Raw genomic sequence first — 17,491 nt, 5'->3', positions numbered from 1 at the left:
GTGACTGACACCACCAGCCACCAGGGCGGCGCCAACGACCGTGGCGGCGACTTCACCTGGCTCGTCAACGACTTCGTCGGCCGGGTACACGGCGTCTCCCACGCCATGATCCTCTCTGCCGACGGCCTGTCGCTCGCGGCGTCGGACACCATCGAGACGATCGCGGCCGAGCATCTCGCGGCGATCGCCAGCGGGATGCTCAGCCTCGCGCGCAACAGCGCGCGGCTGTTCGACCGGGGCACCTGCGAGCAGATCATCGTCCGGATGTCCGCGGGCTATCTGCTGTTCATGGGCATCGACGCCGGCGCGGGTCTGGCGGTCCTCACGGACACCGACTGCGACATGAAGGTCGTCGCCTACGAGATGACGCAGTTCGTGTCGCATGCCGGCCACGTGCTCACCCCGCAGACCCGGATGGACCTGCGCCAGATCCTGGCGGGACGGCAGCTGTGACGTCACCCGACGGGCAGCCGGCCGAGACCACCGCGACACCGCTGCGGCGCCGCAGCCGGCGGGTGCGGCCCTACGCACTCACCGGCGGTCGCACCCGGGCCCGCCACCACCTGTTGGTGGAGACCCTGATCTCGGTGCCGCGCTACGACCCGGAGCTCAGCGAGTCGCTGATGCCCGAGTCGCAGGCGCTCTACGAGCGGGCCCGGGCGCCGTTGTCGATCGCCGAGCTCTCGGCGATGCTGGCGATCCCGCTGGGCGTCGTCCGGGTGCTCATCAGCGACCTGGCCATGCAGGGCGCGGTGTTCATCCATCCCACCGCGCACGCCTACTCACATGATCGAAACGTGCTGGAGCGCATCCTGCACGGACTGCTGGAGCTGCCGGTCTGAGCCACAATCCACCCGGGGGCACACCCGTCGTCGACCTCCCCGGCGCCCCGCCCGGACCCGAGCACCTCACCATCTCCGCCAAGATCGTCGTCGCCGGCGGCTTCGGCGTCGGAAAGACCACGCTGGTCGGGTCGGTGTCCGAGGTGCCGCCCATCAACACCGAGGCGTGGATGACCGAGGCGAGCGAGACCGTCGACGAACTGCCGCCGGGCAGCGGGAAGACCACGACGACGGTCGCGATGGACTTCGGCCGCATCTCGCTGGACTCGGACCTGATCCTGTACCTGTTCGGCACGCCGGGGCAGGCGCGGTTCTGGTTCCTGTGGGACGACCTGACCCGCGGCGCGCTCGGCGCGATCGTCCTGGCCGACACCCGCCGGCTCGACGAGTCGTTTGCCGCCGTGAACTACTTCGAGCACGACTCGCCCGTGCCGTTCGTCGTGGCCGTCAACCTGTTCGACGGCCGGCAGTGGCACGACCTCGACGATGTCCGCGACGCGCTGGCGCTGCGGCCCGAGATCCCGCTGATCACCTGCGACGCCCGGGACCCGGCCTCCACCGCCGAGGCCCTGCGCACGCTTGTCCGGTACGCCATCTCCCTGGCCTGAGGAGCCCGTGTCCATGCGCAAGATCCTGATCGTCGGTGCCGGCCAGTCGGGCCTGCAGCTCGCCCTCACCCTGCGGGAGCACGACTTCGACGTGACGTTGATGTCGGCGCGCACCCCGGCGGAGATCCGCACTGGACGGGTGATGTCGACGCAGGCCATGTTCCACACGGCGCTACAGCTCGAACGGGATCACGGGCTGAACCTCTGGGAGGACGAGGCGGTCTCGATCGAAGGGCTGGGCCTGTCGATCGCCGGGCCGGACGGCGGGCGGGCACTGGACTGGTTCGGCCGGCTCGACCATCCCGCGCAGTCGGTGGACCAGCGGGTGAAGATGGCCGGCTGGGCGGAGCTGTTCGAGGAGCGCGGCGGCAAGCTGATCATCTCGGGGGTCACCACCGCCGACCTCAACGGCCTGGCGGAGCTGTACGACCTGGTGATCGTCGCGGCCGGCAAGGGCGAGCTGGTCGGCCTGTTCGACCGCGACGCCAGCCGCTCGCCGCACACCGCCCCCCAGCGCGCCCTGGCGCTGGCCTACGTGCACGGCCTGGCGCCACGGCCCGAGCATCCCGACGCCCCCGGGGTCCGGTTCAACATCGCGCCCGGCGCCGGCGAGCTGTTCGTGATCCCGGCGTACACCCTCAGCGGGAACTGCGACATCCTGTTCTTCGAGGGGCTGCCGGGCGGCCCGCTGGACTGCTGGGACGACCGCCCCGAGCCGGCCGCCCACCTGGCCCGGCTGCTCGACCTGATCCGCGAGTATGTCCCGTGGGAGTACGAGCGCTGCGCGGACGTGGAGCTCACCGACGCGAACGCCACCCTCACCGGCGGCTACCCGCCGGTGGTGCGCCACCCGGTCGGCCTGCTGCCGTCGGGGCGGGCCGTGCTCGGCATGGCGGACGTGGTCGTCGCCAACGACCCGATCACCGGGCAGGGTTCCAACAGCGCGGCGAAGTGCGCCCAGTCCTACCTCGACAGCATCCTCGCGCACGGGGACCGGCCGTTCGACGAGGCCTGGATGCACTCGGCCTTCGAGCGCTACTGGGACTACGCCGAGCACGTCACCGTCTGGACTAACGCACTCCTGACGCCGCCACCGGAGCACGTCCAGCAGATCCTCGGCGTCGCCGGGGTAAACGAGGCGGTGGCGCGGCGGTTCGTGAACGGTTTCGACGACCCGCGGGACTTCCAGCGCTGGTTCCTCGACCCGGTAGGGGCCACCGAGTACCTCGCCAGCGTCTGACGACCTCGCCAGCATCCGGCGAGCCGCGCCGCGGATTCGGCGCGTGGTCGGCCGAATCCGCGGCGGGCACAATAGCGTCATGCCGCGACAGCGGAGTGTGAATGACCGGATTTACCTACCGGAAATTCCCGACACTGTCGCGGTGCCGCAACGATGTAGCCTTCGCCGTACCTTCGAGGAGGTGGCCCGGACCGGCCGGTCCGGGCTTGGCCGCGGTCAACCGCCGCGCGGACCGGCACCCGTTCCGACGGGCCGTAACGCAGGCCAGCGGCTTGCCACGGGCCTGCCGCGAGATATTTCCACCATCGGCATAGCAGCCCGACACGGCTACGCGCCATCGATTCAAAGAATCCAGCGGTCTGCCGTGTCCCATCTCACAGTGCCCTTCACCTTCGTGAATCTCGGGTCAGCATGGGGTAATTCCTCGTCCGGACTCTTCGAGTTTACCGGCGCCAAGGTCGCCGGACACAGAAGGTGAAGAGGTGATTCATGAGTGCGACGGACGCCCACACAATCAGCGAACTTGTTCACAACGCGTGTTATCCCATCACCGAACCGGCAAGCCCGCTGTGGTGGTCCATCGTCTCCCGCGCCCGCCACGACTTACACACCGACGGCTGCTGCGTGCTGCCCGGGTTCATCCAGCCGGCCGCCTTTTCGTCGTTCGCGGCCGAATGCGCGTCGGTGGCCCCGCTCGCGTACGACCGTATCGAGGACGTCAACGCCTACAACATTCCGCTTGACGCCGACCTGCCCGCCGACCATCCCGGCCGGCACGTCATGCGGCGCGGCAACGCCTTCGTCGCCCGGGACCAGATTCCGGCCGACCTCGCCGTCCACCAGCTTTACCGCAGCGAGCCGTTCCAGCGCTTCGTCGCGGCCTGCTTCGGGCTCCCGCAGGTCCACGAACTGGCCGACCCGCTCGCCGGGTGCTGCCTGAACGTGATCTCTCCAGGCCTGGAGCACCCGTGGCACTTCGACACCAACGAGTTCGCTGTCAGCCTGCTCACCCAGGAACCCGAGTGCGGCGGCGAGTTCGAGTACTGTCCCGGCATTCGGACGGCCCAGGCGGAGAACTTCGCCGATGTCCGCTCGGTACTCGCCGGTGCGGGTTCGCACCTGGTCCACCGGCTCACCCTGCGCCCCGGTGATCTCCAACTCTTCCTGGGCCGCTATTCGATGCATCGGGTGAGCACCGTGCAGGGCACCAGAGCCCGCCATTCGGCGATTTTCGCGTACACCGAACGCCCCGGGGTCGTCGGCAGCCTCGAACGGACCCGCCAGCTGTTCGGCCGCCACCTGCCCGAGCATCACGACGGCGGCGCGGGTGCCGTACGCGTCGATGCCCTGCTTGACTGACCGGCCCTGCTTGACTGACCGGCACTGCTCGCCTGACCGGCACTGCTCGACCGACTGCGTTTCCGCCCGTACCGCGTGTCCGGCCATCCGTGCGTAAGCCGACCGTCTCCGTGTGATCCGCAGCGCCACCGTTGTTTCGAGGAGAAGCGTTCGAGTGTTTTCCAACGACGCAAACCCGACCGACGCCGACCCGACCAACCCACACCGCACCGCCGCCGTCTCCACCGCACCGGCAGACGAAACCAGTCTCGCCGCGCGGGGCTTCGACGAGACCGGCAAGGTCACTCTCGACCACATCTACACCCAGCCGGATCCCCGCTCGTACTTCCGCACCCTGCGTCAGCTCGACTACGTCATTCCCCAGCTCGCAAAGCCGTACTTCGGTCGACTCGTCGACGAGTGCCGCACACGGCTGGGGCGCCCGACCACGGTGCTGGACGTCGGCTGCTCCTACGGGGTGAACGCCGCGCTGCAGCGCTGCGACCTGTCGATGGACGACATGTACGACCGGTACGGCCAGCAGGACGGCTCGGCGGCCGACCCGGACCGCGCCGCCCTGCTGGCGCGCGACCGGCAACTCGTCCACTCCCGCCGGTCCCGGTGGGCGCCCCGGTTCGTGGGACTGGACAGCTCCCGCCCGGCGGTCCGCTACGCCCTGGCCGCGGGTTTCCTCGACGACGCCGTCTGCGCCGATCTGGAGAGCCGGGAGGCGACCCCGGACGAGCGCACCGTGCTGGCCAGTGCCGACCTCGTCGTGTCCACCGGCTGCATCGGCTATGTCAGCGAACGGACGATCGACCGGATCGCCCGGGCCGGGGAGGAGTCCCGACGGCCCTGGATGGCCCACTTCGTGTTGCGCATGTTCCCGTTCGACCCGTTCGCGGCGTCGCTGGACGCCCTCGGCTACGACACCGTCCACGTCGAGGGGGTGTATCCGCAACGCCGCTTCGCCTCCCGCCAGGAGCAGGAGCAGGTGCTGGACACCCTGTCGTCCGTCGGCGTCGACCCGACCGGGCTGGAAAGCGACGGTTGGATGTACGCGGAGCTGCATGTGTCCCGGCCCCGCGGCGTGGGCCGGCGTGGGGCACTCGCGGCCGCGGCGAGCGGCGTACCGATCCCCTGATCGGGCGGCTCGCCAGGATGTGCCGGTCACCGGCGCGACCCGCCGGCGGCCCTACCGACCCAGCAGCCCTACTGACCCAGCGGAATCGGCGCACGAACCGCAGTCACCGGTCGGCCCCCGATTCGATTCGAAACTCACATGTGCCGGGCGCACCACGACCATCCCGGCGACCATGGAACGACGTCACCCCCGCCCGGGTGCCCGCGGCACGCCAGCCCGGCAAGCCGCACCGACCCCGACCCGCCACTCATCAGACAAACCGAGGCAAAGATTGAACGCGACGACGCCCGCCCCCACCTCTGCCGGGACCTTCGCCCACGACGACGAGCTGCCTCGGGTGCCGCTGCCCACCCTCGCAGACAGCTGTGAGCGCTTCCTGGCCTGGTCCGCGCCCCTGTTGACGCCGGCGGAACGCGCCCAGACGGAGGCCGCGGTGGCCGCCTTCCAGGCCGCCTCCGGCCCCGGGCCGATCCTGCATGCCGCGCTCGAGAGCTACGACGCGACCGACGGCGTGCACAGCTGGCTCGATGACTTCTGGGACTCCCGCTACCTTGGCCGCCGGGACCGTATCGCCCTCAACGCCAACTACATCTTCAAGTTCGCCGACTCCGCCCCCAGGTCGGACGGCCAGCCGCAGTCGGACGGCCAGCCGCAGATCGACCGCGCGGCCGACCTGATCGCCGCGGCCGTCGACTACAAGGTTCGCCTCGACGACGAGCAGATCGAGCCGGTCCTCCAGCGCGGCAAGCCGCTGTCGATGGCCCAGAACACCTACCTGTTCTCCACCACCCGCATCCCCGGCGCGGTGCAGGACACCGTGCGGACCCCGTACAGCGCCGAGTGGCCCGGGCCGTCCCAGGCCCGCCACATCGTCGTCCTCCACCAGGGCAACCTGGTCCGGATGGACGTGATCGGCCCGGACGGGCAGCCGTACTCGCTGGACGACCTGGCCGCCGGCCTGACCGCCGCCGTGAAGGCGACGCCGGCGCGGGTGCCCGCGGACGCGGCCGTCGGCCTGCTCACCACGAAGGCCCGCGCCGCCTGGGCGGACAGCCGGGCCCGCTTGTCCGCGCTCGACCCGGCCAACGCCGCCGCGTTGGACACGATCGAGACCGCGCTGTTCTGCATCTGCCTGGAAAGCATCACCCCCGGCGACGACCTGGGCATCTGCGACCAGCTCCTGCACGGCAACGCGATCAACCGCTGGTTCGACAAGGCGGTGTCGCTGATCGTCTTCCCGGACGGCCGGGCGGGCATCAACGTGGAGCACTGCGGCCTGGACGGCACGACGATCCTCAGCTTCGTCGACGACCTGCTCGGTACCTCGCCGCAGGACCACGCGGTCAGCTCCGGCGCCCGACCCCAGGGACAGCCGGCGATCGACCCGATCGAGTTCGTCCTCGACGACGCGCTGCGGGCCGACATCGGCGCCGCGGGCGGGTCGTTCGCCGAGTTCACCGGGTCCACCGCCTCGACCGTGCTGACCATCGACGACTTCGGTCAGAACGACGCGAAGCGGCTGCGGATCTCCCCGGACGCGTTCGTCCAGCTCGCCTACCAGCTCGCCCACGTCCGGGCCAAGAGCCGCACCGGCGCGACCTACGAGTCGATCGCGACCCGGGGCTGGCGCCGCGGGCGCACCGAGGCGATGCGGGTGGTCACCGCGGAGGTCCTCGAGTTCGTCTCCGCGCTGCAGGACCCGGCCGCGACGCCGGCGGCGAAGCGGGCCGCCCTGCGGGCCGCCGCGGACGCGCACGTGCAGCGGGCGCGGGACTGCCAGGCCGGGCGGGCCCCCGAGCAGCACCTGTGGGAACTGCAGTTCATCGCCCGCCGCCGCGGTGCGGAGCTGGGGGTGAGCGAGCCGATCGCGCTCTACGAGACACCCGGCTGGGTGAAGTCCCGCGACGACCTGCTGAGCACCAGCTCGGCGCCGTCGGTCAACGTCGAGTTCTTCGGCTTCGGCTCGACGAGCAGCCAGTGCATCGGGGTGGCCTACGTCCTGCTGGCCGACCGGTTCAACCTGTACCTGAGCACGCCCCGGCCCGTCGCCGACGGCATGTATGCCTTCGCCGAGCAGCTCGTGATCGCCCTGCGCGAGCTGCGGGAACTCCTCGCCGCGGAGCCGTCCGTGGACTGAGCCCCAGGGTTCGGCGGCGCGGGCGCCGGTGTGGCGCGAGGGGATCAGCGGCGGCGGTCCTGCGGCAGGCGGGTGGGCCCGACGTGGCGGTCGAGCCAGTCGCGCAGCACCCGCATCCGGCGCCAGGCGCCGGCGACCTGCTGCGCGCACTCGGGCTCGGCCAGCCACGGCGGCTCGCCGAACTCGCGATGGACGGTGAGCGTCCGGTGCCGCAGCAGGTCGATGCGGGGATGGTCGGCGTCGTGGCCGCGGGGACGGGTCTTCAGGCGGGAGCCGGAGATCTCGTAGCCATCGGCGCGCAGCCCGGCGACGACGCTCTCCAGCTTCGGCCCGGTGACGTCGTCGGCGACGGCCGCCCGCAGCCGCTCCACCTGGTCGGCGGCGGTCTGCCAGTAGCCGGAGGCGACCATCAGCCCGCTCGCCGACACCTGCACGTAGCCCCCGCCGGTGCAGTACGCGCCGATCGCCGTCTTGTACGGGGACTTGTCCTTGGCGAACCGGACGTCGCGGTGCGGTCGGAACAGGTGCGACTCGCCGAACTCCGGCTCGAGCTCGGCCAGCAACACCGTCATCGGCCCGCGCACGGCCTTCTCGTACTGGTCGCGATGATCGCTCCAGTAGGCCTTGCTGTTGTCCGCCTCCAGCCCGTCGTAGAAGATCAGCGCCTCGGTGGGAAATCCGGTGAACTCCGGCATCGGAAACTCCTTCTCGGGTCGGGGGCCACGGCGCGATCGTGGTGTCGGCGGCGAGCCTATGAGCCGGCACCGACAGAATCCGCGGCCCGGTCGGCGGCACGAGTCGGGACGATCCGCGCGGTGCCGCCCCGCCCGGCGACGAACTCGCGGACTCGCCGCACCGAGGCGCGCCGTCGCCCGGAGGCGGCGGGAGAAGATGCGGCGGATGCACAGCGAGATCGAGTCGTCACTCGGCGACGGGCGACTCAGGCTGCCCCTGCCCGCCGCCGCGCCGCCCGCCGTCACCGCCCTGGACGTGCGGGTGCGCCGCGGTGCCCGGGGGCGCGGCCGGGGCGGGCTCGAAGTCATCCACGGCGTCTCCTTCACCGTGGCCCGGGGCAGCGTGACGGGGGTGATCGGCCCGAGCGGCGGCGGCAAGACCTCCCTGTTGCGGGCCATCGTCGGCGTGCAGCTCGGCGTCGAGGGGGACCTGCGGGTCCTCGGCTACGCCGCCGGTGATGCCTGCCTGCGGCGCCGCGTCGGCTATGCCACCCAGGCCGCCTCCGTCTACGGCGACCTGACCGTACGGGAGAACCTGCGCTACTTCGCCACGCTCGTCGCGCCCGTCCGGCACGGCGCCGGTGCCTGGACCTCCGAACGCCTCGACGCGCTGCTCGCCCACGTCGGCCTGACCGACCAGGCCCCGATCCTGGTGGACCAGCTCTCCGGCGGGCAGCGGTCCCGCGTGTCGCTCGCCGCCGCGATGATCAGCGGCACCGACCTGCTCGTGCTCGACGAGCCGACCGTCGGCGCCGACCCGCTGCTGCGCCGTCGCCTGTGGCGGGACTTCCGCCGGATGGCCGCCGCGGGCACGACGATCCTCGTCAGTTCGCACGTCATGGACGAGGCCAACCGCTGCGACCGGCTGCTGCTGCTCTACGAGGGTCGGCTGCTCGCCCAGGGCACCCCCGCGGAGCTGCTCGCCACCACCGACTGCGGCGATCTGGAGGAGGGGTTCCTGCGCCTCGTCGAACACCCCGCGCGCCGGTCCGGGCCCGGTCGGCGCGCGGACTCCGGCCGCCAGTCCGAGCCACCGCCGGCGCCGGCCTCAGCGCCCAGCCCGGCTCGTGCCGTGCTCGCCGCCGAGCCGGCCGACCGGTTCGCCGGTCGACGGCAACGGCGCCGCAGCCGCGGCCATCCGCCGGGCGCCGCCGCCTGCCCACCGGCACGGCCGGTCGACCCGTCGCGCGCCCGGGGGACGACCGCGCGGGTGCTGCGCCAGCTGGGCCGCGACCGACGCACGCTGACGTTGGTCCTGCTGCTCCCGCCGGTGCTGCTCCTGACTCTGCGGCTGCTGTTCCACCGATCGCCCAGCACCTTCGACCGGGCCGGCCCCGCGTTGCTGGGGATCTTTCCGTTGATGACGATGTTCTTCGTCACCTCCGTCGCGATGCTGCGCGAACGGACGTCCGGGACGCTGGAGCGGCTGCTCACCACCCCGGTCGGCCGGGGCGACCTGCTCGTCGGCTACGGCCTGGCGTTCGCCGTGCTCGCCACGGCGCAGGCGGCTCTCGCCACCGCGCTGACGGTCGGCCCGCTCGGCCTGACCGTGCGCGGATCGGCGGCCCTGCTGTTCGTCGCGGCCATCCTCAGCTCGTTCCTGGGCACGTCGCTCGGGCTGTGGATGAGCGCGTTCGCCCGCACCGAGTTCGAGGCCGTGCAACTCATTCCGGCCGCGTTGCTCCCGCAGTTCATGCTGTGCGGCATCCTGGTGCCGCGGCACGCCATGCTGCCGGCGCTCGACCGGCTGAGCACCGCCATGCCCATGACCTACGTCGTCGACGCGATGGCCCGGCTGACCACCACGCGTGACGTCGACCCCGGGCTGGCCCGGGATATCGCGATCGTGACCGGCTGCACTCTGGCTGCCCTCGGTCTCGCCGCGGTTACCCTGCGCCGCCGCCATCCATGACGTGTCAACCGCCGACCCCGTCCGTCAAGGGGGACACGGACGATCGCCGAACACCCTGCGGTTGCTAGGATCTGAGGGCACCCCCGTAGGGTTGCCCGCGTCCCGACGGCTGAGCCTCAGTAGCGCGTGCGCCCAACCCGCCGGCGGGCACGGTTGCCCGACAACACCGGTCGACCCGGGCGCGTCCAGCCGGCCCGGCCCGGATGGGCAACCTTGCGCGGGCTACCATCCAAGTGCCGGCTGCCAGACCGGTGATGTCACGGCGTATGCCCCGGAACACGCACCCGGACGATCCCAGTTCGTCCGGGTGGTACCGCCGGCCCAGGTCGGACAGATGCGGCAGGGAGGACGGTCGGCGGTGGATGGATGAGTCCGGCCACGGATCTTCATCCGACAGCGATCAGCGCGATCGTCCTGTCCAGCGGCCCACGATGACCGGACCCGACCGGACCGCCGCCGCGCCGGCCCCCCGGCCCCCCGGCCCGCCGCCGCGCCGCCACCCGACACCCGCCGACGACACCCCGCCGCCCGCCGACACCCCGCAGGACGGTAACCAACCCGGCGGTCCGGCGCGGGGATCTCAGCCGCCGGCCAGCCCGGCGCCGACCCCGGCTGGCCCCGTCGACTCCAGCGCGGCGGCCGACCTCGCCGCCCTGCGACGTCGCCTCGGCATGTCCGAACGAACCGAGACCCGCCCCGACGCCCCGCCGGCTGCGCCCGCCCAGGGATTCCCGGGCACCGGACCCGACCGCGACAGGTCGCGGGCGGCCCCGGATCGGGACCCCGCGCTGTTCGCCCCCACCGGGCGCGGCTCCCGCGGCCGATCGGGCGGCCCCGGCCGCGAGCACGGCCCGGACGGCGCCGAGACCCGCCGGGCGCGACACGCCGAGCCCCCCGCGGCCGACTCCCTCCGGCCGGGGCACGGCTACGGCGACGGGAGCCGGTTCGGCTACGGCTTCGGCCAGGGTGCGGAGCCGCGCACCGGCCGGGGTGGCGGGCGATCCCGGGAGGCGGCCCGCTGGGACCGCACGGAGGAGTTCCGCCGCGACGGCACGCGTCCCGATGCGCCGCCGCGGCGCCGGGTGGAACCGTTCGACCACGAGCAGACGCAGATCATCCGTGGCCTGCACGGCCGGCGGGTACCCAGGGCCGAGGACTACCAGATCCGCCATCAGCGGGAGGCTGCGGGTCTGATCCCGATGTCCGGCCCGATGACCGGCGAGTTCTTCCTCGGCGGGAGTTTCCGGGCGGACAGCCAGCCCTCGTCCGCCCCGGCCGCGGCGGGGGCGACGCTCACCGAGCCGGCAGAGCCGGTCGACTACGGCCTCGCGGATCTCAGCGAGGAGATCGGCTCGGGGGGACGCCACCGCGCCGAGCGCACCACCCGCGGGTCCTCCCGTTCCCGGGCGATCTGGACGTTGGTCGACCAGGTGCTCTCCAGCGGGACGAACGCGGTCATGTCGTTTGTGATCGCCCGCAGCGTGAGCTCCTCCGAGTTCGGCGCGTTCGGCGTCGCGTTCGCGATCTTCTCGCTGATGATCGGTTTCTCGAAGGCCGCGGGCACGGCGCCGCTCGGCATCCGGTTCGCGGACGCGCAGCCCCGGGTGTTCCGGGCCGCGGCCGCCGCCGGCGTCGGCACCGCCTTCGCCGTCGGGCTGTTGTCCGGCGTGGTCACCCTGCTCGTCGGCCTGGGCATCGGTGGCGCGGTCGGCGCCGCCCTGGTCGCGATGGGCCTGGTGTTCCCGGCGTTGCTGCTGCAGGACGCGTGGCGGCAGGTCTTCTTCGCCGAGGGCCGACCAGCGGCCGCCGCCGTCAACGACGGGGCGTGGGCAGTCGTCCAGTTCGGCGCGATCTTCGCACTGATCATCCGTGATGTGTCGACGTCGTGGGCGATGCTGCTGGCCTGGGGCGGCGCGGCGGCCGTCGCGGCCGTGCTGGGCATCTACCAGGCCGGCTTCGGCCCGGCGCCGGGCCAGGTGCGGACGTGGCTCGTCGAGCATCGCGACATCAACGGCTACATGAGCGCCGAGTACCTCACCGTCCAGGGCGCCCAACAGGCCTCGACGCTGCTGCTGGGCACGTTGGGCGCGATCGACATCGTCGGGGCGCTGCGAGGCGTGCAGACCCTGCTCGGCCCGACGACGATCCTCGCGGTCGGCATCGTGAGCTGGGCCATCCCGGAGTTCTCTCGCCGCAAGGACATGTCCCCCGGGGCCCGGCTGCGCGCGGCCTACGCCCTGTCCGCGGTGATCGTCGGGGTCGGCGTGATCTGGGGCACGATCTTCCTGGTGCTGCCGGAGAGCATCGGGCACGCCCTGCTGGGCGACACCTGGTCACAGACGCACCACCTGCTGGCGCTGTCCATCGTCCAGCAGGCGGGTCCGGCGGCGACGGTGGGTCCGGCCTGCATGCTCTACGCCCTCGGCAAGGCGAAGCTGACGTTTCGCGCGAACCTGATCCTGGCGCCGCAGCTGCTGGTCTACCCGGTCATCGGACTGGAGCTCGGGGGCGGGACGGGGGCGGTCGTCGGCTACATCGCCGCGTTCTGGATCACCGTCCCGTTCTGGTTCCTGCTGCTGCGCAGCGCGACCCTCGAAGACGAGGAATCCGCCGCCGACCCGGCGCCGGAGACGGTCACCAGCGGGTCGGGTGAGCCCGGATGAGCAGGAATCCATGCGCTGCGGCAGGGCTTGGCGCGGAGATCCTCCGCAAACAGACCGCTGCGCCGGCCGGACCTTGGCGTATATGTAGGATCTCGACCGGCGACCAGTCCGTTCCTGTAAATGCTGCCTGGCCAGGACCGGGCGGGGGGTTGAGATGATTCTGCGTATCCTGTACCGGTCGGTCGGTTCCGAGAACAGCAAGAACCGACCGGAGTTCTACAGCAAGCAGCTCGCGCTCGCGTCCCTCCTGCGAGCCGCGGAGAATGTGGGCGTCCCGACCAGGATCGTCTTCGTCAACGACGGCCCGATCCCGGCGGATCGGCTTTCGATGATGTCGGCCGCCGGCGAGGTCCTGCCGGTTACCTGCGGCAGTAATCGCGCATCGTACCGTCACATACTCCGCCTGCCCCGGGTGCGGCGTTGGGCCGCCGAGGACCTGGTGTGGCTGGCGGAGGACGACTACCTCTACACGGAGAGGTCGCTGTCCGCGCTGGTCGCCGCGGCCGCAGCCCGCCCCGACGCCGACTACTTCACCCTGTACAGCACGGTGCGGTTCAGCCCCGACTCGACCCGGCGTCGCCCACGGGTCGAGCAGAGCACTGGCGTCACCTCCGGCCTGACCCACATCGACGGCATCGCCTGGGCCCGCGCGGCCACCACCACCAGCACCTTCGGCGTGCGTGTCGGGACGTTGCTCCAGGACGAGCTGCTGCTGCGGACGACCCCCTTCGTCGGTGGCGCCTTCGACCGTGCCACCTGCCTCGCCCTGCAGGGCTTCCAGCCGTTCCGGCTGGAAACCCTGGGTGGCGAACCGCCCAAGGTCGAACCGCCGACGGCCGCTCGGCGCCTCGCCCGGCGCGCCGCCCTCACGACCGTGCGGGCCACGCTGAACGCGGTGGCACTGTCCCGGCCGGAGCGTCGACGGCGGAGCATGATCGTCCCTGAGCCCTCGATGGCCACCCACCTGGAGCTCGACGGCGCCATGGTCCCCGGCCACGACTGGGCCGCGGAGGCCGAGGTCGTGCGGACGTGGCTGCACGCCCGCACCGTGGCCGCCGCGACGGCGGACGCGGCCCGGGCGGGTGGACGGCGGGGGGCGCCGACCGGCCCCGGTCGCACCATCTCCGACCAGCCCACCCCGGCCACGCCCTTCCCGACCAACCCTGCTCCCGGTGTGGCAGGTGTTTCCCGGGGGTCGTCGGTCGCGTGACGGCCCGACAGGCACCCACACACCGCCCCACCACCGAGGACGCCCACACGGCGTCCGCCGGCGCTGTCTCCCGCCGACCTGTCCCCGGCCGAGCTGTCCCCCACCGACCCGGCCGGCGGAGCCTGGCGGCGGCCGCCGCGCTTCTGGTCCTCGCACTGCTGGCCGCGTGTTCCGGCTCCGCGGCACCGGAACCGACCTCAGCGGGGGTGACCTGGACCTCCGGTGCCAACGGCAACTACCCCCCGGACGTCAACGCCTGGGGCACCTTCACCGGCCGCAAGCCCGGTCTCGCGATCGTCTTCACCGAGCGCAGGAACTGGGCCAGCATGGTGTCGGCGGACTGGCCGGCGTCGGCCTTCACCAAGGACAGGTTCCCCGGCGCGGTGTCGATCGCCCAGCCGCTGTTCCCCCCGGACGGCAACGAGGCGACCTGCGCCAGCGGTGCCTACGACGCGAACTGGCGCACCTTCGGCCAGACCCTGACCAGGTACGGCCGCGCCGACGCCTACATCCGGCTCGGCTGGGAGTTCAACGGCGGCTACATGTACTGGCATGTGCGCGATCCCGAGGCGTGGAAGGCGTGCTTCCGCCGGACCGTGACCGCCCTGCGCTCCACCGCCCCGGCCGTGAAAATCGACTGGAACATGAACGCCCACAACGACAAGCTGCCGGGCAGTGGCCGCGACGTGTGGGATGCCTATCCCGGCGACCAGTACGTCGACGTCGTCAGCATCGACTCGTACGACCACTATCCCGCCTCGGTCAGCGAGACCAGCTGGAACCGACAGTGCCACCAGCGCTCCGGACTGTGCACAGTGATCCAGTTCGCCCGTGAGCACGGCAAGAAGTTCGCGGTGCCGGAGTGGGGGCTGGTGCGTTCCGCCGGCGGCGGCGGGGATAACCCCTACTACATCGGCAAGATGTACGAGACGTTCGTGGCGAACGCGAAGAACCTGGCTTACGAGGCGTACTACAACAACGCCGAGCCGGACAATGTTCGTTCATCGTTGTACAAACCGGATCTCAATCCGAAGTCGTCCAAGCGTTACCTGACGCTGTTCGGGAGCGACTGAGCGACACCGCGGCACCGCAGCGACCGGCGACGGCATCGGCTGACGGGAACCGGTCGCGGGACCGTTAGGGTTGATGTCACGGGTTCGACGTCGAAATGTGTGGTGGGGCTGTGGCGGATCGCCAGGACTGGATGACCAGGGCCGCGGATGACGCGATCGCGAAGGCGCGGCGCCGGCCGGGCGACGGGCCGGTCGTCTGCGCGTCCGGAATCAGCCCGTCGGGGCCCGTTCACCTCGGCAATCTCCGGGAGATCCTCGTCCCGCACCTGGTGGCGGAGGAGATCCGGTCCCGCGGGGTGGCCTGCGAGCACATCCTGTCCTGGGACGACTACGACCGGCTGCGCAAGGTTCCCGCCGGCGTGCCCGCGGACTTCGCGGAGCACGTCGGGCGGCCCCTGAGTGCCATCCCCGACCCCTGGGGCGAGTTCCCGAACTGGGCCGAGCGCTTCAAGACCCCGTTCCGGGCCGCGCTGCGCCAGCTCGGCATCGAGGTCCGGGAGATCAGCCAGACCGAGATGTACCGCGCGGGCGCTTACGCGGACGGCATCGCCCGCGCGATCGCCGCCGCCGGCGACATCGACGCCATCCTGGGCCGCTACCGCACGCTCACGCCGCCGGCCACCGCGTCCGCCGGGACGGGCGCGGCCAGCGCGGCCGGTCCCGATGCCGAGGTGGAGCCGGACGAGGGCGCCGCCGAGGAGGAGAGCTCGGCGTCGGCGCTGGGTTACTTCCCGTACCGCCCCTACTGCGACACCTGCGGGCGGGACACCACCACCGTGACCGCCTTCGATCCGGCGGCGGGCCAGGGCGACTACACCTGCGAGAGCTGCGGCCACCACGGCCGGTTCGACATCCGCGGATCCGCGAGCGGCAAGCTGGTGTGGAAGGTCGACTGGCCGATGCGCTGGGCCTTCGAGAACGTCGCGTTCGAGGCCGGCGGAGTCGATCACTCCTCCCCCGGGTCGAGCTTCACCGTCGGCGGTCACATCGTGCGGGAGATCTTCGGCGGAGTGCCGCCGGAGTACCTGCCGTACTCGTTCGTCGGTGTCCGCGGGCGCGCCAAGCTGTCGGGCTCGGCCGGCGGCGCCCCCACCCCGGCGGACGCCCTGCAGGTCCTGGAACCGGCGATCGTGCGCTGGGTCTACGCCCGACGCAAGCCCAACCAGGCGATCACCGTCGATTTCGGCCAGGAGGTGCTGCGCGTCTACGACGAGTGGGACGCCCTGAACCGCCGCGCCGAGGCCGGCTCGGCGGAGCCCACGGACCTGGCCGTGCTGGCCCGCTCGCGGGGCACCGTGGCCGGCGGTCCCGTGGCCGCCCCGAGCACGGTGTTCCCGTTCCGGCTGCTCTCCTCGATCTGCGACATCACCGCCGACGACGCCACCCAGATCCTGCGCATCGTGCGCCAGGCCCGCGGCGACGACGACGCGGCGGGCGCACCGGTCGAACTGGCCGATCTCCAGCCACGTCTGGACTGCGCCCGCACGTGGACCCGTGAGCACGTCCCGGCCGACCAGCGGACCATCGTGCGGACCGAGCCCGACCAGGCCGCGCTCGCCGCGCTCAGCGCCGACGAGGCGAAGGCACTCGCGATTCTCGTGGACGAGCTGGAATCCGACTGGTCGCTCGACGGTCTCACCGCGCTGACCTACGCGGTGCCGAAGCTGCTGCGGGGGCTGCCCGCCGACGCGCCCGCCACCGCGGAGCTCAAGCAGGCCCAGCGGGCGTTCTTCGTGCTGGTCTACCAGCTGTTGGTGGGCCGGGACACCGGGCCGCGGCTGCCGACGCTGCTCCTCTCGCTCGGCGCACCGCGCATCCGCACGCTGCTGACCAGCGCGGCTGCCTGACCCAGCGCCGGGCCTGTCCAGGTCGCCGGTCAGGCGAGCCTGGACAGGCAGCGCACGGGCGGGCGCGCAGGGATCAGCGGCCGCAGGCGGCGCTCAGGCGAGGGCGCCGTCCAGGTCCTTGCGGATCTCCTCGGGGGTGACGGTCGGCTCGTACCGGCGGACGACCTTGCCGTCGCCGTCGACGAGGAACTTCGTGAAGTTCCACTTGATCTCGTCGGTGCCGATCGCCTCGGGACGGCTCTTGGCGACGTGCTCGTACAGGAAGCCCGAGTCGGGACCGAACTCGCCCGGCGCCTCCGTGCGCAGGTACTGATAGAGCGGGGCGGCGTCCGGCCCGTTCACCTCGACCTTGCCCAGCACGGGGAAGGTGACGTCGAAGGTGGTCGAGCAGAAGTTCTGGATCTCCTCGTTGGTGCCCGGCTCCTGCCCGCCGAACTGGTTGCAGGGGAAGCCGAGGATCTCCAGGCCACGTCCGTTCAGGTCCCGGTAGAGGGCCTCGAGGCCCTCGTACTGCGGCGTCAGGCCGCACTTGCTGGCGACGTTGACGATCAGCAGCGTCCTGCCGGCGTAGTCGCCCAGCGAGCGGGAACCACCATCGGCGGCCTCAACGGTGAAGTCATGAACAGTCACGGTCAACCTGGCTCTCGATGCGAGGGATACCTGGGAGGCGGCGGCCGGGGGGGCGGCCCCGGCCCCCATCCGCCGCGGAACCCCCCCCCCCGGATTTTGTGCCCGCCGCGGGG

At 71.9% G+C, this 17,491-nt stretch carries 14 protein-coding genes; 12 read left to right on the top strand and 2 right to left on the bottom strand.

Annotated features, from left to right (window positions below):
• The 7 genes from MXD60_RS21685 (at position 1) to MXD60_RS21655 (ending at position 7,309) form a co-directional block, all read left to right on the top strand.
• Positions 1-453, top strand: a complete 453-nt coding sequence (locus MXD60_RS21685) for a roadblock/LC7 domain-containing protein (protein ID WP_248821176.1) — start codon at positions 1-3, stop codon at positions 451-453.
• Positions 450-842 carry a DUF742 domain-containing protein gene (locus tag MXD60_RS21680; RefSeq protein ID WP_248821175.1) on the top strand — a complete coding sequence of 131 codons (393 nt, stop codon included), beginning with the start codon at positions 450-452 and terminating at the stop codon, positions 840-842. Before MXD60_RS21685 ends, MXD60_RS21680 begins: the two co-directional genes overlap by 4 nt.
• A 71-nt stretch (positions 843-913) precedes the next feature.
• Positions 914-1,450 (top strand): GTP-binding protein, encoded by a 537-nt coding sequence (locus tag MXD60_RS21675; RefSeq protein ID WP_248821184.1) that lies wholly within the window; start codon positions 914-916, stop codon positions 1,448-1,450.
• A 13-nt stretch (positions 1,451-1,463) separates the two neighbouring features.
• A complete protein-coding gene (locus MXD60_RS21670; protein WP_248821174.1) occupies positions 1,464-2,690 on the top strand; it encodes a styrene monooxygenase/indole monooxygenase family protein in 1,227 nt (408 codons plus the stop codon).
• Positions 2,691-3,179: 489 nt separating this feature from the next.
• Entirely contained in the window at positions 3,180-4,049 is an 870-nt protein-coding gene (locus MXD60_RS21665) for a HalD/BesD family halogenase (RefSeq protein ID WP_248821173.1), read from the top strand.
• Between the two features lie 154 nt (positions 4,050-4,203).
• Entirely contained in the window at positions 4,204-5,172 is a 969-nt protein-coding gene (locus tag MXD60_RS21660) for a class I SAM-dependent methyltransferase (RefSeq protein WP_248821172.1), read from the top strand.
• A 172-nt stretch (positions 5,173-5,344) separates the two neighbouring features.
• Positions 5,345-7,309: a choline/carnitine O-acyltransferase gene (locus MXD60_RS21655; RefSeq protein WP_518468419.1), complete on the top strand. Its 1,965-nt coding sequence runs from the start codon at positions 5,345-5,347 to the stop codon at positions 7,307-7,309.
• Positions 7,310-7,353: 44 nt separating this feature from the next.
• On the opposite strand, the gene MXD60_RS21650 is transcribed toward MXD60_RS21655, so the two are convergent.
• Positions 7,354-8,004 carry a DUF2461 domain-containing protein gene (locus tag MXD60_RS21650; protein ID WP_248821170.1) on the bottom strand — a complete coding sequence of 217 codons (651 nt, stop codon included), beginning with the start codon at positions 8,002-8,004 and terminating at the stop codon, positions 7,354-7,356.
• 205 nt (positions 8,005-8,209) lie between these two features.
• On the opposite strand from MXD60_RS21650, the gene MXD60_RS21645 reads away from it, so the two are divergent.
• The 5 genes from MXD60_RS21645 to lysS all read left to right on the top strand — a co-directional run bounded on the left by MXD60_RS21645 (position 8,210) and on the right by lysS (position 16,748).
• A complete protein-coding gene (locus tag MXD60_RS21645; RefSeq protein WP_248821169.1) occupies positions 8,210-9,955 on the top strand; it encodes an ABC transporter ATP-binding protein/permease in 1,746 nt (581 codons plus the stop codon).
• A gap of 431 nt (positions 9,956-10,386) precedes the next feature.
• On the top strand, positions 10,387-12,618 hold the full coding sequence (locus tag MXD60_RS21640) for an MATE family efflux transporter (RefSeq protein WP_248821168.1): 2,232 nt from the start codon (positions 10,387-10,389) through the stop codon (positions 12,616-12,618).
• A 154-nt stretch (positions 12,619-12,772) separates the two neighbouring features.
• On the top strand, positions 12,773-13,828 hold the full coding sequence (locus tag MXD60_RS21635) for a hypothetical protein (protein WP_248821167.1): 1,056 nt from the start codon (positions 12,773-12,775) through the stop codon (positions 13,826-13,828).
• Positions 13,829-14,034: 206 nt separating this feature from the next.
• On the top strand, positions 14,035-14,901 hold the full coding sequence (locus tag MXD60_RS21630) for a glycoside hydrolase family 26 protein (protein ID WP_248821166.1): 867 nt from the start codon (positions 14,035-14,037) through the stop codon (positions 14,899-14,901).
• Between the two features lie 131 nt (positions 14,902-15,032).
• Positions 15,033-16,748 (top strand): lysine--tRNA ligase, encoded by a 1,716-nt coding sequence (lysS, locus tag MXD60_RS21625; protein WP_248821165.1) that lies wholly within the window; start codon positions 15,033-15,035, stop codon positions 16,746-16,748.
• 93 nt (positions 16,749-16,841) lie between these two features.
• Here the strand turns inward: lysS and MXD60_RS21620 are convergent, their stop codons facing one another.
• Entirely contained in the window at positions 16,842-17,378 is a 537-nt protein-coding gene (locus MXD60_RS21620) for a glutathione peroxidase (protein WP_248821164.1), read from the bottom strand.
• Positions 17,379-17,491 lie beyond the last annotated feature (113 nt).

This window comes from Frankia sp. AgB32 (genome assembly GCF_023243045.1).
In the GTDB taxonomy this organism is placed as follows: Bacteria; Actinomycetota; Actinomycetes; order Frankiales; family Frankiaceae; genus Frankia.
The sequence above is the reverse complement of the archived record's forward strand: the minus strand, read 5'-3'. Positions and strand labels throughout refer to the sequence as shown.